The 19,773-nt window shown below is 72.6% G+C and carries 19 protein-coding genes; 5 read left to right on the top strand and 14 right to left on the bottom strand.

All coding sequences use genetic code 11. The features are described from left to right. Window positions 1–4 precede the first annotated feature (4 nt). Together ABFX46_RS07600 and ABFX46_RS07595 are read left to right on the top strand one after the other, a co-directional pair. Window positions 5–253, top strand: coding sequence for a DUF2630 family protein (locus tag ABFX46_RS07600; RefSeq protein WP_346040613.1), 249 nt, complete (start codon window positions 5–7; stop codon window positions 251–253). Next, window positions 250–1,197 (top strand): LLM class flavin-dependent oxidoreductase, encoded by a 948-nt coding sequence (locus ABFX46_RS07595; protein WP_346040612.1) that lies wholly within the window; start codon window positions 250–252, stop codon window positions 1,195–1,197. The genes ABFX46_RS07600 and ABFX46_RS07595 overlap by 4 nt, the downstream gene beginning before the upstream one ends. Window positions 1,198–1,312: 115 nt before the next feature. On the opposite strand, the gene argS is transcribed toward ABFX46_RS07595, so the two are convergent. The 6 genes from argS to ABFX46_RS07565 all read right to left on the bottom strand — a co-directional run bounded on the left by argS (window position 1,313) and on the right by ABFX46_RS07565 (window position 6,925). Further along, entirely contained in the window at window positions 1,313–3,058 is a 1,746-nt protein-coding gene (argS, locus tag ABFX46_RS07590) for an arginine--tRNA ligase (RefSeq protein ID WP_346040611.1), read from the bottom strand. A gap of 51 nt (window positions 3,059–3,109) precedes the next feature. Next, entirely contained in the window at window positions 3,110–4,321 is a 1,212-nt protein-coding gene (gene plsX / locus ABFX46_RS07585; protein ID WP_428831217.1) for a phosphate acyltransferase PlsX, read from the bottom strand. 113 nt (window positions 4,322–4,434) lie between these two features. Next, window positions 4,435–4,845 (bottom strand): hypothetical protein, encoded by a 411-nt coding sequence (locus tag ABFX46_RS07580; protein WP_346040610.1) that lies wholly within the window; start codon window positions 4,843–4,845, stop codon window positions 4,435–4,437. A gap of 87 nt (window positions 4,846–4,932) precedes the next feature. After that, a complete protein-coding gene (locus tag ABFX46_RS07575; RefSeq protein ID WP_346040609.1) occupies window positions 4,933–5,304 on the bottom strand; it encodes a hypothetical protein in 372 nt (123 codons plus the stop codon). Next, window positions 5,301–6,203 carry an alpha/beta fold hydrolase gene (locus ABFX46_RS07570; protein WP_346040608.1) on the bottom strand — a complete coding sequence of 301 codons (903 nt, stop codon included), beginning with the start codon at window positions 6,201–6,203 and terminating at the stop codon, window positions 5,301–5,303. The genes ABFX46_RS07575 and ABFX46_RS07570 overlap by 4 nt, the downstream gene beginning before the upstream one ends. Then, window positions 6,200–6,925, bottom strand: coding sequence for a DUF998 domain-containing protein (locus ABFX46_RS07565; RefSeq protein ID WP_346040607.1), 726 nt, complete (start codon window positions 6,923–6,925; stop codon window positions 6,200–6,202). The genes ABFX46_RS07570 and ABFX46_RS07565 overlap by 4 nt, the downstream gene beginning before the upstream one ends. 406 nt (window positions 6,926–7,331) lie before the next feature. Between ABFX46_RS07565 and ABFX46_RS07560 the strand changes: the two genes are divergently transcribed. Then, entirely contained in the window at window positions 7,332–8,648 is a 1,317-nt protein-coding gene (locus tag ABFX46_RS07560) for a KamA family radical SAM protein (protein ID WP_346040606.1), read from the top strand. A gap of 78 nt (window positions 8,649–8,726) precedes the next feature. On the opposite strand, the gene ABFX46_RS07555 is transcribed toward ABFX46_RS07560, so the two are convergent. Next, complete coding sequence (locus ABFX46_RS07555; protein ID WP_346040605.1) at window positions 8,727–9,917, bottom strand: MFS transporter; 1,191 nt, start codon at window positions 9,915–9,917, stop codon at window positions 8,727–8,729. Between the two features lie 59 nt (window positions 9,918–9,976). Here ABFX46_RS07555 and ABFX46_RS07550 point away from each other — a divergent pair, with 59 nt between their 5' ends. Then, the gene (locus tag ABFX46_RS07550; protein WP_346040604.1) at window positions 9,977–10,954 is read left to right on the top strand and encodes an ArsR/SmtB family transcription factor; all 978 of its coding nucleotides are present in this window, start codon (window positions 9,977–9,979) and stop codon (window positions 10,952–10,954) included. Between the two features lie 39 nt (window positions 10,955–10,993). Here ABFX46_RS07550 and ABFX46_RS07545 read toward each other — a convergent pair whose 3' ends face one another. The 7 genes from ABFX46_RS07545 to ABFX46_RS07515 form a co-directional block, all read right to left on the bottom strand. Beyond that, window positions 10,994–11,512 carry a YbhB/YbcL family Raf kinase inhibitor-like protein gene (locus ABFX46_RS07545; RefSeq protein ID WP_346040603.1) on the bottom strand — a complete coding sequence of 173 codons (519 nt, stop codon included), beginning with the start codon at window positions 11,510–11,512 and terminating at the stop codon, window positions 10,994–10,996. A gap of 50 nt (window positions 11,513–11,562) precedes the next feature. Then, window positions 11,563–12,456 carry a carbohydrate ABC transporter permease gene (locus tag ABFX46_RS07540; RefSeq protein ID WP_346040602.1) on the bottom strand — a complete coding sequence of 298 codons (894 nt, stop codon included), beginning with the start codon at window positions 12,454–12,456 and terminating at the stop codon, window positions 11,563–11,565. Continuing rightward, window positions 12,453–13,388 (bottom strand): carbohydrate ABC transporter permease, encoded by a 936-nt coding sequence (locus tag ABFX46_RS07535; RefSeq protein WP_346040601.1) that lies wholly within the window; start codon window positions 13,386–13,388, stop codon window positions 12,453–12,455. Before ABFX46_RS07535 ends, ABFX46_RS07540 begins: the two co-directional genes overlap by 4 nt. Then, a complete protein-coding gene (locus tag ABFX46_RS07530; RefSeq protein ID WP_346040600.1) occupies window positions 13,385–14,485 on the bottom strand; it encodes an ABC transporter ATP-binding protein in 1,101 nt (366 codons plus the stop codon). The genes ABFX46_RS07535 and ABFX46_RS07530 overlap by 4 nt, the downstream gene beginning before the upstream one ends. Window positions 14,486–14,489: 4 nt before the next feature. Next, window positions 14,490–15,890 (bottom strand): ABC transporter substrate-binding protein, encoded by a 1,401-nt coding sequence (locus ABFX46_RS07525; RefSeq protein ID WP_346040599.1) that lies wholly within the window; start codon window positions 15,888–15,890, stop codon window positions 14,490–14,492. Window positions 15,891–16,072: 182 nt separating this feature from the next. Continuing rightward, window positions 16,073–16,858, bottom strand: coding sequence for an ABC transporter ATP-binding protein (locus tag ABFX46_RS07520; protein ID WP_346040701.1), 786 nt, complete (start codon window positions 16,856–16,858; stop codon window positions 16,073–16,075). 13 nt (window positions 16,859–16,871) lie between these two features. Then, the gene (locus tag ABFX46_RS07515; protein ID WP_346040598.1) at window positions 16,872–17,840 is read right to left on the bottom strand and encodes an ABC transporter permease; all 969 of its coding nucleotides are present in this window, start codon (window positions 17,838–17,840) and stop codon (window positions 16,872–16,874) included. Window positions 17,841–17,980: 140 nt separating this feature from the next. Here ABFX46_RS07515 and ABFX46_RS07510 point away from each other — a divergent pair, with 140 nt between their 5' ends. Continuing rightward, on the top strand, window positions 17,981–19,552 hold the full coding sequence (locus tag ABFX46_RS07510) for a bifunctional phosphatase PAP2/diacylglycerol kinase family protein (protein ID WP_346040597.1): 1,572 nt from the start codon (window positions 17,981–17,983) through the stop codon (window positions 19,550–19,552). Window positions 19,553–19,773 lie beyond the last annotated feature (221 nt).

Genomic DNA, 19,773 nt, shown 5'->3' with positions numbered 1-19,773 from the left:
GCCGATGGACGAGAAGGACATCCTGGCGCGCATCGACGAGTACGTCGGCGAGGAGCAGCGGCTCCGCGAGCGGTTCCAGCGCGACGAGCTCGGGCGCGAGGAGGAGCACCGGCGGCTGGCCGAACTCGAGACGGCCCTCGACCAGTGCTGGGACCTGCTGCGCCGCCGCCGCGCCCGGCGGGAGGCCGGCGAGGACCCGGGGCAGGTCGCGGGCGTCCGGCCGCCGGACGAGGTCGAAGGCTACCTGCAGTGACCCCGGCGCCCCGGGCGCGCGGACCGCTGCGGTTCGGCGCCTGCCTCGCCCCGGACTCGTCCGTCCCGCTGATGCGCACCGCGCAGGACGCGGACCGGTTCGGGCTCGACCTCCTCGGCGTCCGCGACGAGCCGTACCGGCGCGACACCGCCGACGCGCTCACCGTGCTGGCGGCGGTGCTGGCCGGCACGTCCCGGATCCGGGCGCTGCCCGCCGTGGCGTGCCTGCCACTGCGCCCGCCCGCCGCGCTCGCCAAGGCGATCGCGACCATGGACCGGCTGAGCGGCGGCCGCGTCGAACTCGGCCTCGGCGCGGGCGCCGTCCCGGACGGCATCGAAGCCTACGGCGGCGCCCGCCTCGGCCCCGCCGCGGCCCGCCGCGCCCTCGAAGAGGCCGTGCAGATCATCCGGCTGCACTGGAGCGACCAGACCGGGCTCCGCTTCCAGGGCGAGCACTACCGGTTCGCCGCCGCGCAGGCCGGCCCGCCGCCGACCCGGCAGATCGGCATCTGGCTCGGCGTCACCGGCCCGCTCGGCCTCGACCTCGCCGGCCGCGTCGCCGACGGCTGGATCGCACCGTCCTCGCGCGTCCCGCCGAAGCGCCTCGCCGACGGCCGCCGCCGCCTCGACGACGCCGCGGCACGCGCCGGCCGCGACCCCGCCGACATCCGCCGCGTCTACATCCTCGAAGGCGAACTGGACGGGACGGACTCGCACGGCTTCCTGCACGGCCCGCCCCGCCAGTGGGTCTACGAACTCACCGAACTCGCGATCGGCCACGGCGTCGACACGTTCCTCTACGCCGGCGACCCGGAGAACCTTCCGGTCTTCGCCCTGGAGGTGGTCCCCGCGGTCCGCGAGTCTGTGTCTGCCCAGGGGGGCGACCCCCTGGAACCCCCGTTGCGAGCCGGTCGATCCTCACGCCACGGTTCTGGTGTGCTGTGACCGTGCGGGTTTGTGGCGTGTCGCTGCGGTCGCCCGGCTCGGCGGGCATGCCCGCTCCGGGCGCTAGAGCGCCCTCCGCGTGCCTGCCCGTGCTCCCGTGGCTGGGGTTCAGACCTCACATGCGTTCGGGGGTGGGGACGCCGAGGAGGTGCAGGCCGGTTTCGAGGGTGCGCAGCGTTGCGGCGCAGAGCGCCAGGCGGGACGCCTTCGTCTGCTCGTCGGGGGCCTTCAGGACCGGGCAGTTCTCGTAGAACGTGGTGTAGGCGTCGGCGACCGCGTAGATGTAGGACGCCAACCGGTGCGGTTCGGCGGTGTCGCCGGCCTGCTTGAGGACCGCACCGAAACCGAGCAGTTCCAGTGCGAGGGCACGCTCGGCCGGGTGGCCCAGCGTGATCGGGCCGGTCGCGTCCTCGACCGAGACGCCGCCCTTGCGGAAGATCGACCGGATCCGGGCCGCCGCGTACTGCAGGTAGGGGCCGGTCTTGCCGTGGAACGAGATCATCCGGTCGAAGTCGAAGACGTACTCGCTGTCCCTGGCGACGGACAGGTCGGCGTACTTCACCGCGCCCATGCCCACGTCCCGGACGATCGCGGCCCGCGTCTCGTCGTCGAACGGCTCGTCGTGCTGGATCTCGTCGAAGACCGTCCCGGCGCGTTCGACGGCCTCGTCGAGGAGTTCGGCGAGTTTGACGGTGCCGCCTGCGCGGGTGCGGAGGATCTTGCCGTCGGTGCCGAGGACGTTGCCGATCTGGGCGTGGTCGGCCTGCACCTCGTCGTTCAGCCAGCCCGCCATCCGGGCGACGGCGAAGACCATCTGGAAGTGCAGTGACTGCGGGGCGCCGACCACGTAGATCATCCGGTCGACGTGCTCGGTGTCGACCCGGTACCGGATCGTGGCGAGGTCGGTGGTGGAGTAGTTGTAGCCGCCGTCGCTCTTGCGGATGATCACCGGTAGGGGCTCGCCCTCGCGGCCCTTGAAACCGGGCGGGAACGCGCACAGCGCCCCGTCGCTGATCACCGCGATGCCCTTGTCCTCGAGTTCCCGGACGGTCGGGGCGAGCAGGTCGTTGTAGAAGCTCTCGCCCTTGATGTCGTCGTCGGTGAGCGTGACGCCGAGCCGCCCGTAGACGGCGTTGAAGTACCGCTTGGACACGTCCACGAGGACGTTCCACAGCCGCAGCGTCTCGGCGTCGCCCGCCTGGAGGGCGACGACCCGCCGCCGGGACCGGTCGGCGAACTCCTCGTCGCCGTCGAACTTCTCCCGCGCGGCCTGGTAGAACGCGGTCAGGTCGCTGACGGACGAGTCGTCCCGCGCGGCGGCGTCCTCGCCGAGGTCGAGCAGGTGCTCGATCAGCATGCCGAACGGGGTGCCCCAGTCGCCGACGTGGTTGTCGCGGACGACGTCGTGCCCGAGGAACGCGAGGATCCGGGCGATCGCGTCGCCGACGATCGTGGTCCGCAGGTGGCCGACGTGCATCTCCTTCGCCACGTTCGGCGAGGAGTACTCGACGACGACCTTCTGCGGCCGCTCCGCCGCGGGGACGGCGAGCCGCTCGTCCTCCAGGGCGCGCTGCGCCTCGGCGGCGATCCACGCGTCGCTGAGCGTCAGGTTGATGAAGCCCGGCCCGCTGACCTGGACGTCCGACACGACGTCGGCGGTGTCGAGGTTCTTGACGATCTCGTCGGCCACGTCTCGCGGCTTGCGGCCCAGCTTCTTGGCCAGCGGCAGCGCCACGTTGGCCTGAAGGTCGGCGAACTGCGACGGCCGGATGACCGGGTCGGCGTCCGCGTACGACGGTCCGAAGGCGGCGCTGAGGGCGGCCTGGACCCGGGCGGCGAGTACGAGTTGCGGATCGGGCATGTCCCAAGGTTATCGGCGCCGCGCCCGCGCCCGGACCCGGTTTTCCGCGCCCTACGGCACGGCGGGCGGCTCTTTGCGGTCGGGGACGGTGTCGCCGGCGGGCTCCCTCGGCGGCGGCGGGGTCTCCGCGGGCGGCTTCGCCGCGCCCTCGGCCCGTTCGGGGCTCTCCCGGCCGTCGCGCTCCCCGTGCGTCCAGCGGCCGAACCGGGACGTGCGGGTCGCCGCGACCTGCTCGCGGATCCGCTCGACGATCCGTCCCGCCGCCAGCCGGTGCGCCAGCTCGCACGCCGAGCTGATCGCGCGGGCGTGGGACGCGCCGTGCGCGATGACCACGGTCCCGTTCAGCCCGAGCAGGACGCCGCCGCCGTAGGTGTCGGGGTCGAGGCGGTCGCGGAGGTCCTGGAGGCGGCGGCGCTGCAGGAGCGCGCCCATCCGGGCGGCCGGGCTCGCCGTCATCGCGTCGCGGATCTCGGTGAACGCGGCGCCGATCGTCCCCTCCATCGTCTTCAGCGCGATGTTGCCGGTGAACCCGTCGGTGACGATGACGTCGACCCGCCCGCTCAGCAGGTCGTGGCCCTCGACGTTCCCGGCGAACTCGATGCCGTGGTTGCCGCCCGCGAGCAGCTCGTGGGCCCGCTTGGCGAGCTTGTTGCCCTTGCCGGCCTCGGCGCCGATGTTGAGCAGCCCCACGGTGGGGCGGTCCGGGCCGAGCAGGATCTGCGCGTACGCGGTGCCGAGCGCCGCGAACTGGACGAGCGTCTCCGCCTTGACGTCGGCGGTGGCGCCCGCGTCCAGCAGGATCGTGGGGCGCGGGCGCGTCGGCAGCGTCACCGCGATCGCGGGCCGCATCACGCCCTGCTGGCCCTTCAGCCGCAGCCGCGACGTCGCCACCACCCCGGCGGTGCTGCCCGCCGACACCAGCGCCGACGCCCGCCCCTGCTTGATCAGATGGCAGGCGATCGCGATGGACGAGCGGGGCTTGCGCCAGCTCGCGAGCGCGCCCTCGCCCATGTCGAGCGCCTCGTCGGCGTGCACGATCGGGATCTTGCCGACATAGCCGTAGCGGTCCAGCTCCCGCCGGATCCGGGCGGCCTTTCCGACCAGGACGAGCCGGACGTCGTGCTCGCGGACGGCGTCCACCGCGCCCGCGACGATCTCCTCCGGGGCGTGGTCGCCGCCCATCGTGTCCACCGCGACCGGGAGCGGACGCGGCGGCACGCGGCGGGGCGCGACGGCACGCGACGGCTCGCCCGTGCCGGTCATGGCAGCTCCAGGAGGATGAAGGGAGAATGCGGTGCGCCGCGAGAAGTGCAGCTCATCGCATCGTATGGCGTCCCTTCACCTGCCTGGACGGTGCCCGCCCGGAGTGGCGATCATCACCCCCGGCCGCCGGCCTCCTGCGAGCGGCAGTCGGCGCCCAGGCAGGAGGCGTTCTCCACGACCGGTCGGCCGCTCACGAGGATCGTGTAGGCGGCCGTGGCCGTCTTCGTCTCGCCGCTGCCGAGCACCTCGACCGGCTTGTTGTCGGAGGTGGTGCCGGTGCAGGAGACGCGCAGCCGCTCCTTCGTCCAGCCGGGCATGTCCGCGCACTTCAGCGGCGCCGAGAGCTGGACGCCGCGCTGGTGCAGCTCGGCGGCGGCGGTCACCGGCAGCGCCTTGCGCAGGGCCGCCTGCGTCTTGTACTTGAGCTCCTTGCCGCCCGACAGCGCGAGGAACGCGGCGCCGCCGGCCACGACGAGCACGAGCAGCGCGGCCGATCCGAGGATCAGGGCCTTCTTGCGACTCATCTTCACACCCGCTACGTCACCGACAGTACGGAGTCATATGCACTGGGTGGTGTGTTTTTCCGTTCCGTAGGCGGATTCGTTGCCGGGCTAGGCGTTCCGGTGCTCGCAGCCGAGGCCGAGGCAGTCCTTGCGGAGGACCTCCCGGCCGCCGACGGTGACGACGTAGGTCTCCCGGGGGCGGTCGGTGTCGGCGTCGAACGCGACGCCCTCCACGGTGACCGGCTCCCCGGACCGCGTCCGGGCCGTGCAGTCCACCCTGACCACGGACTCCGCGGTGGCCGCCGGGCTCTTGCAGAGGGGCCGCTCCCGCAGCTCGATGCCGCGGACCTTCAGCTCGTCCACGACCCCGTCGGTGACGGCGTTGCGGTACGCGCCCTCGGAGATCCGCTGCATCACCTTGCAGCCCGACATGGTCAGGGCCAGCAGGACGGCCAGCGCCAGAACCGGGATCCTCCTCATGCGGACTCCTCCATCCGGTGCGCGTCCGCGACCGCGTCGGCCACCGCGTCGGGGCGGTCGAGCGGGACCATGTGCAGCGCGTCCGGCAGCTCGATCCGGCTCCCGTGCGGGCTCATCGCGGCGAGGCGCTCGTGGCCCCGCGCCCAGGCGCGGCGCCGGGCGGGGTCCGCCATGTCGCCGAGCGCGGTCAGGACGACCAGCGGGACGGCCGGGAACGGGCGCCGCTCGCGCAGCCGCGCCAGGTCGGCGGCCATCTCCCGGTAGGCCAGGTCCTCCGCGATCACGGTGCCGATGACCGTTCCGCGCCCGTACACCGAGCGGACGACGCCGTCCGGGACGGCCTCGTCGCGGCGGCTCGTGTGCCGGAGGACCGTCCGCCGGCCGAAGGGCCCGGCGGTCTTCGCCAGCCGGGTCGCGCCGAGGAACGCGCCGAACGCGGTGGCGAGCGGGGTGAGCGCGGCGGCGGCCCGCACCCGCACGCGGGCGTCGTGCTCGAAGCTCGGGTCGACCAGCACCAGGCCGCGGACGAGGCCGGGGCTCACCCTGGCCAGCGCCTCGGCGTGGAACGCGGCCATCGAGTGCGCGAGGACGGTCACCGGCCGCCGCGCCCGCGCCGCCAGCGCCCGCAGGATCGCGGTGTCGCGGCGCAGCGACGGCGGCGCGACGCCGGCCGGGCTGAGCCCGAGGCCGGGACGGTCGAACACCGTGACCCGGTGCGCGCCGCGCAGCAGCGCGACGGTCGGCGCCCAGTCGAACCAGGCGCCGCCGAGCCCGGAGCTCAGCAGCAGCGGCGGCCCGTCCGGCGGGCCGGACTCGACCACGTGCACCTGCTCGCGACCGGCGTTGACGATCTCGCCGCCGCCACCGGCGCCGCCACCGTCCTCCAGCCTCCGGGTCACAGGGCCGCCCCCTCCTTCGCCGCCGCGGCGCCCCGCGCGGCGCGGGCCGCGTCCCGCCGGTCGGCGTACAGGGCCCAGGCGATGACGAGCAGCCCCAGGCACAGGATGCTGATCTGCACGCGCTGGACGACCCCGAGCCACTGCCCGAGGTACATCGCGACCAGGGTGCTCAGCGCGGACACCGACTCGGCGAGCGCCAGCAGCCAGCCCCAGCGGGCGAGCGCCGGCCACCACCCGTACCGGCGGGCGGCGAGCGACAGGAACAGCAGCGCGCCGACCCCGCAGACGATCACGGCGCTGCTGGTCACCGAGTGGAACTCGTGGGAGAACGACACGTGCTCGGAGCGCTCCCGCAGCGCGCACCACGTCTCCAGGCTGGGGGCGCAGTCCAGCGGGAAGGACGCGTCGCCGATCGCGCACACCCCGAACAGCCCGAGGAACGTCCAGCCGGCCGTGGCGAGGGGCTTGCGGGTCAGCTTGCGGAGCGTCCCGGCGGCCACCATGATCGACAGCACCCCGGTGACGAAGTCGCCGCCGCTGTAGACGAGGTGGAACGGCTGGTCGGACGCCGACAGCTCGCTGACGTAGCCGTTGAAGAAGTCGAGCTTGGGGCTGAGGACGTTCTCCAGCAGGAACGTCGCGTAGGTGATCGCCGCGATCACCGCCAGGACGACCATGCGCAAGGGGACGGCGCCAGGCCCGTCCCGTCCGTCTGAGTCCACCGGCCCCCCTCACGCCGCCTGATCGCGCCGCGCCCTGTCGCGCGCCGGTCACGCCGCTCGGTCCTGCCCGCCCCGCCCAGTATCGACCAAGATCGCCGAATCCGGGGCCCGGGGGCGCGGGTTCCCGTGAAACCGCTGGCAGCGTCGGTGAGGCGGACTTCACCGCGCGCTGACGGAGAAGTTGACGTCCCGTAGTCGTTGTACAAGGGACGGGCCGTCAACGATGATGTCGAGGCGATTTGTCTGGATCGTCGTTGACCAGCATTTGCCCGCGCCGGGTGCGGGGTATCAATTCGGCATGAACCCGTCCCAAAGGGTTGAATGGGGGTGTCCCTGGAACTTCTGATCACCGTCCGTGACGACGCGCCGGGGGCGCTTCCCCGCTGACAGCAAGGAGTACCAACACGTGACACTGGTGAACGACGCGGCTCCCGCGATGCGATCCACCGGTCGCAAGTTCCGCGCCTTCACGGCGAAGCACCTGGACGAGCTCACCGCTCGCGCCGGGCTGTCGCCCGACCAGCGGCTCGCGACCAGGGCGGTGGCGACGGTCCTGCCGTTCCGGACGAACGCCTACGTCATCGAGGAGCTCATCGACTGGACGGCCGCGCCCGACGACCCGATCTACCGGCTCGTCTTCCCCCAGGAGGACATGCTCCCCGCCGAGGACGTCGCCCACCTGTCGGACCTGCTCCGCCGCGACGCCCCGAAGGCCGAGGTCGAGGCTGCCGCCCACCACGTGCGGATGAAGCTGAACCCGCACCCCGCCGGCCAGATGGAGCTCAACATCCCGTCCTTCGGCGACGGGAAGATCCCCGGGATGCAGCACAAGTACGACGAGACCGTGCTGTACTTCCCCAAGCAGGGGCAGACCTGCCACGCGTACTGCACGTACTGCTTCCGCTGGGCCCAGTTCGTCGGCGAGGCCGACCTGAAGATGGCCGGCGACGACGTCACCCAGCTGCGCGACTACATCCTCGCCCACCCGGAGGTGACCAGCGTCCTGTTCACCGGCGGCGACGCCATGATCATGGGCGAGCCGGTGCTGCGCCGCTACGTCGAGCCGCTGCTCGACCTGGAGCAGCTCGAGTCCATCCGGATCGGGACCAAGTCGCTGGCCTACTGGCCGCAGAAGTTCGTCACCGACCCGGACGCCGACGACATGCTCCGCCTGTTCGAGCAGGTCGTGGAGTCGGGCAAGAACCTCGCGTTCATGGCGCACTTCTCGCACCCGCGCGAGCTCGAGCCGCTGATGGTCACCGAGGCGTGCCGGCGCATCCGCGACACCGGCGCGATCATCCGCACCCAGGCCCCGCTGATCCGCACGATCAACGACGACGCCGCGACATGGGAGGCCATGTGGCGTGTCCAGACGCGGATGGGCCTCGTCCCGTACTACATGTTCATCGAGCGGGACACCGGGCCGCAGGACTACTTCGCGGTCCCGCTGGCCAAGGCGTACGAGGTCTTCCGGGACGCCTACAAGAGCGTCTCCGGCCTCTCCCGGACCGTCCGGGGCCCGTCCATGTCGGCGACCCCCGGCAAGGTCTGCGTGGACGGCGTCGTCGACCTGCTCGACCAGAAGGTCTTCGCGCTGCACTTCATCCAGTGCCGCGACGCCGACCTGGTCGGCAAGCCGTTCTTCGCCCAGTACGACCCGAACGCGGTCTGGCTGGACGACCTGAAGCCCGCCTTCGCCGACCGCTTCCCCTGGCAGAAGTGAGCATCTGAGACGGGCACCGCCCCGTGACGGGCGTCGTCGCGGCGTGTCCGCCGGGCCTTCCCGCGGACACGCCGCACGTCACCGCAGGTGGCGGACCAGGAAGAGGCACGCCGCGAGCGTCGCGGCACCGCACAGCGCCATGACGCGGCCGGGCGCGAGGAACTCGCCCAGCGCGCCGGCGGCGCCGATGCCGGCGGCCTGGCCCGTCATGAGCCCGCTGTTGGACAGGCCGAGCGCCTGCCCGCGGATCTCCGCCGGCACCGCGTCCACCAGCCGCCGCTGGACGGTCAGCTCGTACCCCAGCCCGGACGTCCCCGCCGCCATGAGCGCGCAGGCCGCCGGCAGTCCCGGCTCGAACGCGAACAGCAGCAGGGGAGCGCCGGTCAGCATGGCCAGCGGCAGCGTGAGCCGCTCCCGCGCCGCCGGCGGGATCCAGCGGCCCGCCGCGACGTTGCCCGCGAACATCCCGGCCGCCGCGGCGGACAGCAGCACCCCCGCCGCGTTCGGACTCCCCGAGGCGGCCGCGTAGGGGACGGCCAGCCCCTCGGCGCCGACCGACAGCGAGATCGGCAGCCACGCGGCGAGCAGCAGGCCGCGCGTCGTGCGGCGGCCCAGCAGCAGCCGGTTGATCCGCAGCGTTTCGCGCGCCACCCCGGACGACGCGTGCACCGCCGGCGGGACGTCCGGCAGGCGGACGTGCGCCAGCACCGCGGCCAGCGCCGCCCCCGCCGCCGCCAGCCACAGCGCCCCGGCCGGGCTGAGCGCCGCCAGCAGCAGCCCGCCCGCCGCCTGCCCGGCGATCTGGGCGCCCGCGGTGGTCATCGTGAACAGGGAGCGCCCGAGCACGTAGCCGTCCCCGGGCAGCAGGACGGGCAGCCGCGCCTGGACGGTGGCGCCGCCGACCGGCGCGAACAGCCCCACCGCGACGAGCAGCCCCAGCACCGCCGGCAGCGGCAGCCCGCCCGCGGCCAGCACCGCCGTGACCGCGAAGCGCAGCAGGTGGTAGCCGGTCAGCAGCCGCCGGGCCGGCAGCCGGTCGGCGAGCGACAGCAGCAGGGCGCCGCCGATCACGTACGGGAGCATCCCGGCGGCGAAGACGAGCGCCGCCGCCATGGACGACCCCGTCAGCCGGTACGTCTGGACCGAGAGTGCGATCGTCCGGACGGAGTCCCCGCCCACCTGCAGCGTCTGCAGGGAGAACAGCGTCCGGAACTCGGGGACGCCGAAGGCGTCGCGGTAGCGCGCGGGCGTTGCGAGTGATGCTGTCATGACGCCGACTGTGCGGCGGCGCCCTCCGTCCGGGACAATGTTTCGCGGAGGAACGAAACATGTACCGCATCGTGGTGGGACCGGGCGACCTCGCGGCGAGCCGGTTCGGCATCGCGCCCCTGATCGAGGTGGCCAGCGCGCTCGGCCTGGTCTCCGGCCGGATGCCGGCCGGGCCGCTCGGCCCGTGGGTCGCCCGCGCCCGGCCCGCCTACCGCGCGATCGCGGGCGACCCCGCCGTCCGCGCGCTGGCCCACCTGCGCCGCCCGCACGTCGGGTACATGGCCGACTTCGTCGTCCCGCCGCCCGCCCGGCCGAACCTCACGGTCGCCGAGCAGCTCGCGACCGTCCGGGCGACGCCGCTCGACCAGGCCCGCCGGGAGATCGCCCGCAACCTCGCCGGGATGCCGGAACCGGCCGCGGAGATCCGCGACGTCCTGGACGCGCCCGACATGGTCGACCGGCTCGCCGCCGGCCTGGAGACCGCCTGGCGCGCCCTGCTGGAGCCGGACTGGCCGGTGGTGCGGTCGATCCTGGAGCGCGACATCGTCCACCGCGCCGGGCGGCTCGCCGCCTACGGCTGGGCCGCGGCCCTCGACGGCCTGTCCCGGCAGGTGCGCTGGCGGGACGGCGTCATCGAGGCCGACATCCGCGCCGACGGCACCTACCGCCTCGGCGGCGCCGGGCTCACCTTCGTGCCCGTGGTCTTCACCGAGCTCGCCACGGCGCTCGAACAGGGCTGGCCGCACACGCTCATGTACCGGGCGAGGGGAGTGGCGGCCCTCTGGGAGAGCCGCCCGCCGCGCGACGACGCCGCCCTGGACCGGCTGATCGGCCGCACGCGCGCCGAACTGCTGCGCCTCCTCGCCGAACCCGCCACGACGACCTGGCTGAGCGCCCACCTCCGGATGAGCATTGGCGGGGTCGGCGACCATCTCGCGGTGCTGCGCGGGGCGGGCCTCGTCACGCGCGAGCGCAGCGGGCGGTCGGTCCTCTACCGGCGCACCGCCGTCGGCGACGTCCTCGCCGGCGCCGGCTGAGGCCGCCCCGGGCGCGTCCGGGGCGGCCTCTCCGGACCGTCAGGACCCGTAGACGGGGACGATCACCGCGCGGGCCAGCGTGTGCGCCGTGATGTTGAAGCCGACGACGGCCGGGGACGTGTCGGAGCCGAGCCCGAGCGACTCCACGTCCAGCGCGTGGACGGTGAACACGTAGCGGTGCGGGTCGCCGGGCGGCGGGGCGGCGCCGCCGAACGCCTTCACGCCGTAGTCGTTGCGGGCGTGCACGCCGATCTTGGAGTCCTCGGTGCCGGCGCCGGCGGGCAGCTCGGTCACGGTCGCCGGGATGTCGAACAGCGACCAGTGCCAGAAACCGCTGCCGGTCGGCGCGTCCGGGTCGTAGCAGGTCACCGCGAAGCTCTTGGTCTCGGCGGGGAACCCCGACCAGCTCAGCTGCGGGGACTCGTTGCCGCCGCCGAACCCCCAGTCGTTGAACACGTGCCTGTCGGCGAGGCGCTCGCCCTCGGCGACGTCCTCGCTGGTGACGGTGAACGAGGGTACTTCGGGCAGGTACTCGCTCGGAAGCGGCGGCCTGGCCATGGCGACCTCCTACATCAGGATGTGCGTTTCCTCCATCTCTACCAGGGTGATCAGGTCTTGACCGCGCCCATCGTGAACCCGGTGACGAAACGGTCCAGGAACAGGTTGAACAGGAACGCGATCGGCACCGCGGTGATCACGGTCGACGCCTGGAGCGACTGCCAGAAGAACACGTCCCCGCGGACGAGCTGCGTCGGCACACCCGTGCTGACCACCATCTCGGGGCTCGCCGACACGAACGCCAGCGCGTACACGAACTCGCTGGAGGTGAGCGTGAAGCTGAACACGACCACCGCGACGATGCCCGGGAACACCAGCGGCAGGACGGTCCGCAGGAACGCGCCGAGGCGGCTGTAGCCGTCCACCATGGCCTGCTCCTCGACGTCCTTCGGGACGGCCTTCAGGAACCCGATCAGCAGCCACACCGACACCGGGACCGTGATCGTCGGGTACACGACGATCATCGACCAGAGCGTGTCCTCCAGGTGCAGCGCCACGACGACGCGGGTCAGCGACAGGAACAGCAGCGACGGCGGCACCAGGTACACCATGAAGATCGCGATGCCCATCGGCGTGCCCCACGGCCGGTCCAGCCGCGCCAGCGAGTACGCGGCGGGCAGCGCGAGCACCAGCGTGACCGCCACCACCGCCGCGCCGACGATCAGCGTGTTGACCACGAACGTCAGGAACGGCGTGTCGGTGAACAGGAACGTCACGTGGTCGGGCGTCGCCGGCTTGTTGAAGAAGAACGGGTTGCTCTCGGGGTTGTAGAGGTCCTGGTTCTGCTTGAACGCGCTGATCACGCTCCACAGGAACGGCAGCGCGCACACCAGCGCCGACAGGACCGCCGCCGCGTACACCCCGCACCGCGCCGCCGCATGCCGGCGCGCGTACTTCCGCCGCAGCGCCGCGACCTCGGTACTCACCGCGACCTCGGTACTCACCCGGCCTCCAGACGTCGGACGGCGCGCAGGATCGCGATCGCGCCGGCGAGCAGCAGCGGGAACAGGAACAGCGCGATCGCCGCGCCCTGGCCGACGTCGCCGCCCTCGATGCCGCGGAAGTACGCCCACGAGGCGAGGACGTCCGTCGCGTGGGTGGGGCCGCCGCGCGTCAGCACGTACGGGACGGTCATGTCGGTGAACGTCATGATCGCGCCGAACAGCCCGGCCACCGCGATCACCGGCAGCGTCAGCGGGATCGTCACCTCGAACATCCGCCGCCAGAACCCGGCGCCGTCGATCCGCGCGGCCTCGTCGATGTCGCGGGGGATCGCGACGAGGCCGGCCATGACGATCACGGCGGCGAGCGGGGTCAGCCGCCACGTCTGCACGGCGATCACCGACGCCATCGCGGTGCCCGGCTGCCCGAGCCACACGATGTTCGCGTCGATCAGCCCGAGGTGGCGCAGCACCCAGTCGACCGGGGAGTAGATCGAGTCGAGGAACCACAGCCAGGAGATCGTCGACAGCGCCACCGGCGTCGTCCACGGCAGCAGCACCAGGAACCGGACGAACCACTTGCCGCGGAAGTCGGCGACCAGGATGTTGGCGAGGATCTTCCCGAACAGGACGATCAGCACCATGCTCACCAGCGTGAAGACCAGCGTGTTGCGGAGCGCCCGCCAGAACACCCCGTCCGCGAACACCGCGTCGAAGTTCTGGAACCCGACCCAGTCGAAGGACGGGTCGCCGGTCGTCACGTCCGAGAACGCGAACGCGATGGCGAGCAGGAACGGGACGCCGACCAGCGCGATGATGTAGACCACCGACGGCAGCAGCATCGCCCAGGCGAGGAACCCGTCCCGGTCGGCGAGGCCCGCCTTCGCCGGCCGGGTCTCGGTGGCGGCCTTCGGCGCCGCCGGCGCCTGCGTCATCGGCCCCGCCCTTCCGGGGGGCGACCCCCGGGCCCCCCAGTCGGGACGGCGGCCCGGCGGGTGCCGGCCGCGGCGTCGAAGAACCGGAACCGCTCCGCCGGCACCGCGAACTCGTGCGTCTCCCCGGCCGCGATGGGCGTGCTCACCGTGGCGGGCAGCCGGGCGATGACGCGGGTCTCCTCGCCGATCCCGGTCACCGTCCCGTACACGTGCCGGTCGCCGGACAGGTACTCCATCCGCTCCACCCGCAGCGGCATCGTCACCCGTTCCGGCGACACGACGTTCTCGGCCGGCAGCAGGTGCTCGGGGCGGAACCCCACCAGCACGTCGCCGCGCTTGACCAGGTTCATCGGCGGCGACCCGATGAACGTCGCCACGAACGTGTCGGACGGGTCGTCGTACACCTCCTGCGGCGTCCCGACCTGGCGGACGCGGCCGTGCTCCAGCACCGCGATCCGGTCGCCGAGCCCCATCGCCTCCGCCTGGTCGTGGGTGACGTAGATGGTGGTGGTGCCGACGCGCTCCTGGAAGCGCTTCAGCTCGTCCCGCGCCGTCGCGCGCATCTTCGCGTCGAGGTTGGACAGCGGCTCGTCCAGCAGGAACACCGCGGGGTCGCGCACCAGCGCCCGCGCCAGCGCCACCCGCTGCCGCTCGCCACCCGACAGCTGGCGCGGCTTGCGGCGCAGCAGCGGCTCGATCTCCAGCAGCTCCGCCGCCCAGCGCGCCTTCTTCTCCCGCTCGTCCCGGGCCATGCCCTCCGCCCGCAGCGGGAAGACGATGTTGTCGAGCACCGTCTTGTGCGGGTACAGCGCGTACGACTGGAACACCATCGCGATCTGCCGCACCCTCGGCGGGAGCCCGTTCACGACGTTCCCGTCGATCAGCACCTCGCCCTCCGTGGGCTGCTCCAGGCCCGCGATCGTGCGCAGCAGCGTCGTCTTCCCGCACCCGGACGGCCCGAGCAGCACCAGGTACTCGCCGGGCTCGGCCGCGAGATCGACGCCGTCCAGCGCCCGCACGTGCTCCGCCCGCCCGCGCCGGGCCCGCACGTGCCCGTCGAAGCTCTTGACGAGCCCCTTCACCTCGACGGTCTTCATGGGCTCAGCCGCCCACGAGACCGCGGCCGCGCCAGTTCTCGAAGATCTTGTCGACGCGGCTCCGCGCCTCGGCGACCGCCTGCTTCGGGGACGTCTGGCCGCGGGCGGCGCGCCCGAACATCGTCGGCAGCACGTTGGTGTTGAAGATCTCCCCGATCGCCGGGTTGGACGGCCCCGGATACCCGATGTTCGCGCTCCACGACGTCGCCGTCTTCAGCAGCGACAGCTTGTTCGCCGGCTTCGCGCCCCAGGGGTCGCTGTCCAGCCAGCCGTTCAGCTGCGGGACGATCGACGGCCAGCCCGGCAGGTCGTACATCTCCGAGTAGTACGACGCGGACGCGAAGTTCGCCGTGTAGTGCAGCAGGAACTCCTTCGCCGCGTCCGCGTTCCCCGCGTACTTCGGCACGATCCACTGCTGGATGACGTGCTGCGCCGCCATCGCCGCCTTCGGTCCGCGCAGCGCGGGCACGAAGAAGATGTCGTCGCCGATCGCCCGGTTGGTGCCCATCGCGGTGCGCCACGCCGAGATCGAGTTCAGGATGTAGGACGACTTGCCGGCGATGAGCGCCTGGTTGTTGGACGCCGGCGTCCAGGAGAACACCTCGCTGGTCTCCGCGCCCTGGAACAGCCGCGCCATGTACTCCACGGCCGCGACGGTCGCGTCCGAGTCGAGCACGACCCGCTCGTTCTGGTCCTGGACGGACCCGCCGAACGACCACAGCAGCGCCCGCGCCGCCATGTTGGAGTCGGTCTCGGGGGACAGCCCGATCCCGCACGGCACCCCGGTCTGCTTCTTGATCTCCGAGGCGCCGCGCAGCAGGTCGTCCCAGCTCGACGGGCCGTTCGGCATGCCGACCTTCTGCCACATCGACTTGCGGTAGTCGCCCGGGTCGGGCGCCCAGCCTGGGCAGTACGCGTAGAACTTCTTCGTGTTGGGGTTGTAGCTCGACTTGCGGCACAGCTCCAGTTGCTGCCCCCAGCGCCGGTTCGCCTCCTGCACCACGTCCGCCATGTCGAGGACGGACGGCTCGTACTGCGAGAACGGCGCGATGTGCTGGATGAGGTCGTGGCCGCGCCCCGCCTGGATCTCCGAGGCGGCCCGGCGCGGGACGTCGACGGTGTTGATGTGGTCGACCCGGACGTCCACCCCGACCTTCTTGCCCCAGTCGGAGACGAACGCGTCGAACCACTTGTCGTGCCGGGGCACGAAGTGGCTCCACATCAGGATGCTGAGCGAGCCGCTCAGCTTCTTCGCGGGGGCGGTGAACACCTCCTTCGGGGCGTTCCCGGTGCTCTTCGCCTGCGGGCCGCTGGACTCACTGGCGCATCCCGCCAGGACGCCGTAGGCGCCCGCCGCGAGGGCCGTGGAGGACAGGAATCCGCGTCTGCTCAGCCGCTCGGCCATGGGGGGTCTCCCTCGCCGCTGAAGGTCTCCCCTCGAAGGTAGATCGGCGAGGACGTCTCATCCAGAGACGATCCGGTAACTCTGCGTCACTCTGACCCCACCGGAAACGGCAGCCCCGGCGGCACTCCCGCGTTACCGCGCGCCCGCTGCGCGCCGCTTGCCGGCTCCTTGCCGCGCGCCCGCTACTTGCCGGTGGCCTCGGTGTAGGCGGCGATGACCTCTTCGGGGTCGCCGTCCATGTGCATGCGGCCCTCGTCGATCCAGATGACGCGGTCGCACATGTCCTTGACCGTGTCGAGCTGGTGGGCGACGAGGAACACCGCGCCGGCGTCCTTGCGCAGCTCGTCGATCCGGGCCTTGGACTTGCGCCGGAACTTGGCGTCGCCGGTGGCGAGGGCCTCGTCGATCAGCAGCACATCGTGGGTCTTGGCGGCCGCGATCGCGAACCGGAGCCGGGCCCCCATGCCGGACGAGTACGTCCGCATCGGGTACTGGATGAACCCCTCCTTGAGCCCGGCGAAGTTCACGATCTCCTGGTACTTGGACTTGGTCTCCGCCGGGGACATGCCCATGGCCAGGCAGCCGAGGACGATGTTGCGCTCGCCGGTGAGGTCCTTCATCAGGGCGGCGTTCACGCCCAGCAGGGACGGCTGGCCGTTGGTGTAGACGCCGCCGCGGTGCGGGGGCAGCAGCCCGGCGATCGCCTTCAGCAGCGTCGACTTGCCGGACCCGTTGGTGCCGATGATCCCGACGGCCTCGCCCCGGTAGGCGACGAACGACAGGCCCTTGATGGCGTGGACCTCGGTCATCGAGGGACGGTGCTGGCGCCGCAGGACGCGCGAGAACGCCGACGCGGCGTTGCCCTTCCCGCCGGCGCCGTACACGCGGTAGACGATGTGCAGGTCGTCCACGACGACGATCGGCTCCCTGGACGGGTCGATCTGCACGGGGTTCGCAGCAGGGTCCATGCGCACCTTCGTGTCAGCCACGGCCGTATCGCTCCTCGGCACGGTAGAAGTACATGAATCCGCCGACCAGCATCACCGCTGCCCAGACGACGGCGTACAACCAGAGCTGGCCTGTCGAGGCGACCCCGCCCTTCTGGACGTGCTCACGGTACTCGCCCAGAAGGACGTGCCGGCTCAGCTCGACGTACACGTACGCCGGGTTCGCCTTCAGCAGCTCGCCCAGGATCGGGTACTCGGCGAGCCTGCTGCCCGACTTCATCAGCGCCGGAAGGCTGAAGATGACGCCGGACATGTAGAGCCACGTCCGCATGACGAACGGCAGCAGCTGGGTGATGTCGCGGTTGAACGCGCCGAGCCGCGCCATCACCATGCTGATGCCGACGTTGAACATGAGCTGCAGCGCCACCACGGGCACGAACAGCAGCATGTTGAAGCTGACCGGCTCACCGAACGCGAACACGATCGCGAACAGCACGACCAGCGCGAGCAGCAGCTGCTGGAGCTCCACGACGGCGATCGCCAGCGGGAGCGTGGCGCGCGGGAAGTGCAGCGCCCGGATCAGCGAGAGGTTGTCGCCGACCGACTTGGCGCCCGCCGTGACCGACCGCTGCGTGAAGCCGAAGAGGAAGACGCCGGTCACCAGGAACGGGATGAAGTCCGGTACGCCGCGGCTGGTGTTCAGCAGCAGGCCGAAGATCAGGTAGTACACCGCCGCGTTGAGCAGCGGTGTCAGCAGCTGCCATACCTGCCCGAGCCGCGAGTCGGTGTACATCGAGATGTTCTTGGCGGATGCGAACGCCCAGATGAAGTTCCGGCGAGCCCACACATCCTGGATGTACTTGCGCAGCGGGGGGCGCGCAGCGCTCTGCCTCAGCCCGTGTCGTGCGGCGTAGTCGGCCAGGGTCCCGTTCACGTGGAAAGGCTCCGCGATCGTGTCGACCGACTCGCCACCCGGGGAACCGAGCCGTTCCGGGTGACTCATGTCGCGAAGCCTATTGCAGTCGGTGAGTCGAGAGTGACGTTCGCCCGCATGTGACCCCCGATTTGAGATCTTTACGGAATCATGTCGGCGTCCCAGGGGATACCCCGGACATGCGGGTCAACCACTCACGGAGCATCACCGTGCCGTCACGATTCGTCATCCCCCGCCGCCGCGAGCCGGTGCCGGCGCCCCGGTCGCGGCTGCTGCGCAGGCTCGGGCGCGCCGACCGGTGGGCGTTCGACCGGGTGGCGGCGGCGCGGCTGCGCGGGCTCGAGTACGTCCTGCCGCGGCTCTCCCGGATCGCCGACCGCGGCGTGCTCTGGTTCACCTCGGCCGGAGTGATGGGCCTGACCGGACGCCCCCGGCTGCGGCGCGCGGCGCTGCGCGGCTCGATCGCGATCGCGGTGGCGAGCCCGACGGTGAACCTCATCGGCAAGCAGGCGTTCCGCCGCAAGCGCCCCGTCGTGGACCTCGTGCCGCCGATCCGGATCCGCTGGAAGCTGCCGACCTCGCACGCGTTCCCGTCCGGCCATTCGGCGTCCGCGGCGGCGTTCGCGACCGGTGTCGCGCTGGAGGCGCCGCGCCGGGTGGCGGTGCCGGTCGCGGCGACGGCCGCCGCGGTGGCGTTCTCCCGCGTCTACACCGGCGCCCACTACCCGGGCGACGTCCTCGCCGGGCTCGGGATCGGCGCGCTCGCCGGGATCGGGACGCGGATGGTGTGGCCGGCGCGCCCGCCGGTGGCCCGCGTCGGGCCGGCCGACGAGCCGGCGAAGGTCGCCGAGGACGGCCGCGGCCTCGTCGTGGTCGTCAACACCCGCTCCGGCGCCGGGGGCGCGGCGCCCGCCGGGATCTCGCTGCCGGGCAGCCCGGAGGCGACGCTCGGCCTGCTCGAACGCGAGCTGCCCGCCGCGGAGATCGTCCGGCTGGACCCCGACGGCGACGTCGCCAAGGTCTTCGACGAGGCCGCCGGACGCGCCGACGTGCTGGCGGTCGTCGGCGGCGACGGCAGCGTGAACGCGGCGGCGCGGGCCGCCCTGGACCACGACGTCCCGCTCCTGGTCGTCCCCGGCGGGACGTTCGACCACTTCGCCCGCGCGCTCGGCGTGGAGTCGGCCGCCGACGCGATCAGCGCCTACCGGAGCGGCCGGCTCGGCCGGGTGGACGTGTCCTACGTCGTGCCCGTGCACGCCGGCGCCGGCCGGGACGAGGAGCGGCTCTTCCTCAACACGGCGAGCTTCGGCGCCTACACCGAGCTGGTCGACCGGCGCGAGCGGCTGGAGAGGCGGATCGGGAAGTGGCCGGCGCTCGCGGTCGCCGCGATCCGCACGCTGCGGCACTCCGAGCCGGTCGACCTGCGGGTGGACGGCCGTCCCCTGCGGGTGTGGCTGGCGTTCGTCGGCAACGGCGTGTTCGGGTCGCGGGGCGCCGCCCCGACCTGGCGCGGCCGGCTGGACGACGGGCGGCTCGACGTCCGGATGGTCGTCACCGGGCGCCGCGTCCCGCGCGCCCGCGCGGTCGCCGCGGTCCTCGCCGGGCACCTGCACGTCACGCCCGGCTACCGGGAGTGGCGGACGAGCGGACTGGAGATCGTCTCCCCGGACGGCGGGCTGCGGCTCGCCCGCGACGGCGAGGTCTCCGCGCTGCCGGCGGCGATCCGGTTCGGCAAGCACACCGGCGCGCTCGCGGTGTTCCGCCCCGCGGCCGCCGTGTGACCGTGTGACCGGGTTACCGCGTGACCGGGTGACCGGGGGCCCGCGGGTCAAGGCCGGTACCCCGGTTGGTGGTGTGCCGGTCTTCTTCGCGTAAAGGCGTGGGAGTCGTCCCCGGAGGCACGGCAGGGTCCGTGAGGATCCCGGTGGGACCTAGGGGGGTGTGAGCCGTGGGACGGACCCGGCCGGGCCGATGTCGGCGCAGCCGCCGGCCGAGCGATCGG

It is taken from the genome of Actinomadura chokoriensis, from assembly GCF_039529475.1.
GTDB lineage: Bacteria > Actinomycetota > Actinomycetes > Streptosporangiales > Streptosporangiaceae > Spirillospora > Spirillospora bangladeshensis.
This window is presented reverse-complemented; position numbering and strand designations above follow the sequence as displayed.

Coding starts and splice junctions, on each gene's coding strand:
- ABFX46_RS07520 (WP_346040701.1), bottom strand. CDS start 16,858: ATGGACCCTGCTGCGAACCCCGTGCAGATCGACCCGTCCAGGGAGCCG.
- ABFX46_RS07530 (WP_346040600.1), bottom strand. CDS start 14,485: ATGAAGACCGTCGAGGTGAAGGGGCTCGTCAAGAGCTTCGACGGGCAC.
- ABFX46_RS07600 (WP_346040613.1), top strand. CDS start 5: ATGGACGAGAAGGACATCCTGGCGCGCATCGACGAGTACGTCGGCGAG.
- ABFX46_RS07555 (WP_346040605.1), bottom strand. CDS start 9,917: ATGACAGCATCACTCGCAACGCCCGCGCGCTACCGCGACGCCTTCGGC.
- ABFX46_RS07545 (WP_346040603.1), bottom strand. CDS start 11,512: ATGGCCAGGCCGCCGCTTCCGAGCGAGTACCTGCCCGAAGTACCCTCG.
- ABFX46_RS07575 (WP_346040609.1), bottom strand. CDS start 5,304: ATGAGGAGGATCCCGGTTCTGGCGCTGGCCGTCCTGCTGGCCCTGACC.
- ABFX46_RS07550 (WP_346040604.1), top strand. CDS start 9,977: ATGTACCGCATCGTGGTGGGACCGGGCGACCTCGCGGCGAGCCGGTTC.
- plsX (WP_428831217.1), bottom strand. CDS start 4,321: ATGACCGGCACGGGCGAGCCGTCGCGTGCCGTCGCGCCCCGCCGCGTG.
- ABFX46_RS07535 (WP_346040601.1), bottom strand. CDS start 13,388: ATGACGCAGGCGCCGGCGGCGCCGAAGGCCGCCACCGAGACCCGGCCG.
- ABFX46_RS07580 (WP_346040610.1), bottom strand. CDS start 4,845: ATGAGTCGCAAGAAGGCCCTGATCCTCGGATCGGCCGCGCTGCTCGTG.
- ABFX46_RS07525 (WP_346040599.1), bottom strand. CDS start 15,890: ATGGCCGAGCGGCTGAGCAGACGCGGATTCCTGTCCTCCACGGCCCTC.
- argS (WP_346040611.1), bottom strand. CDS start 3,058: ATGCCCGATCCGCAACTCGTACTCGCCGCCCGGGTCCAGGCCGCCCTC.
- ABFX46_RS07515 (WP_346040598.1), bottom strand. CDS start 17,840: ATGAGTCACCCGGAACGGCTCGGTTCCCCGGGTGGCGAGTCGGTCGAC.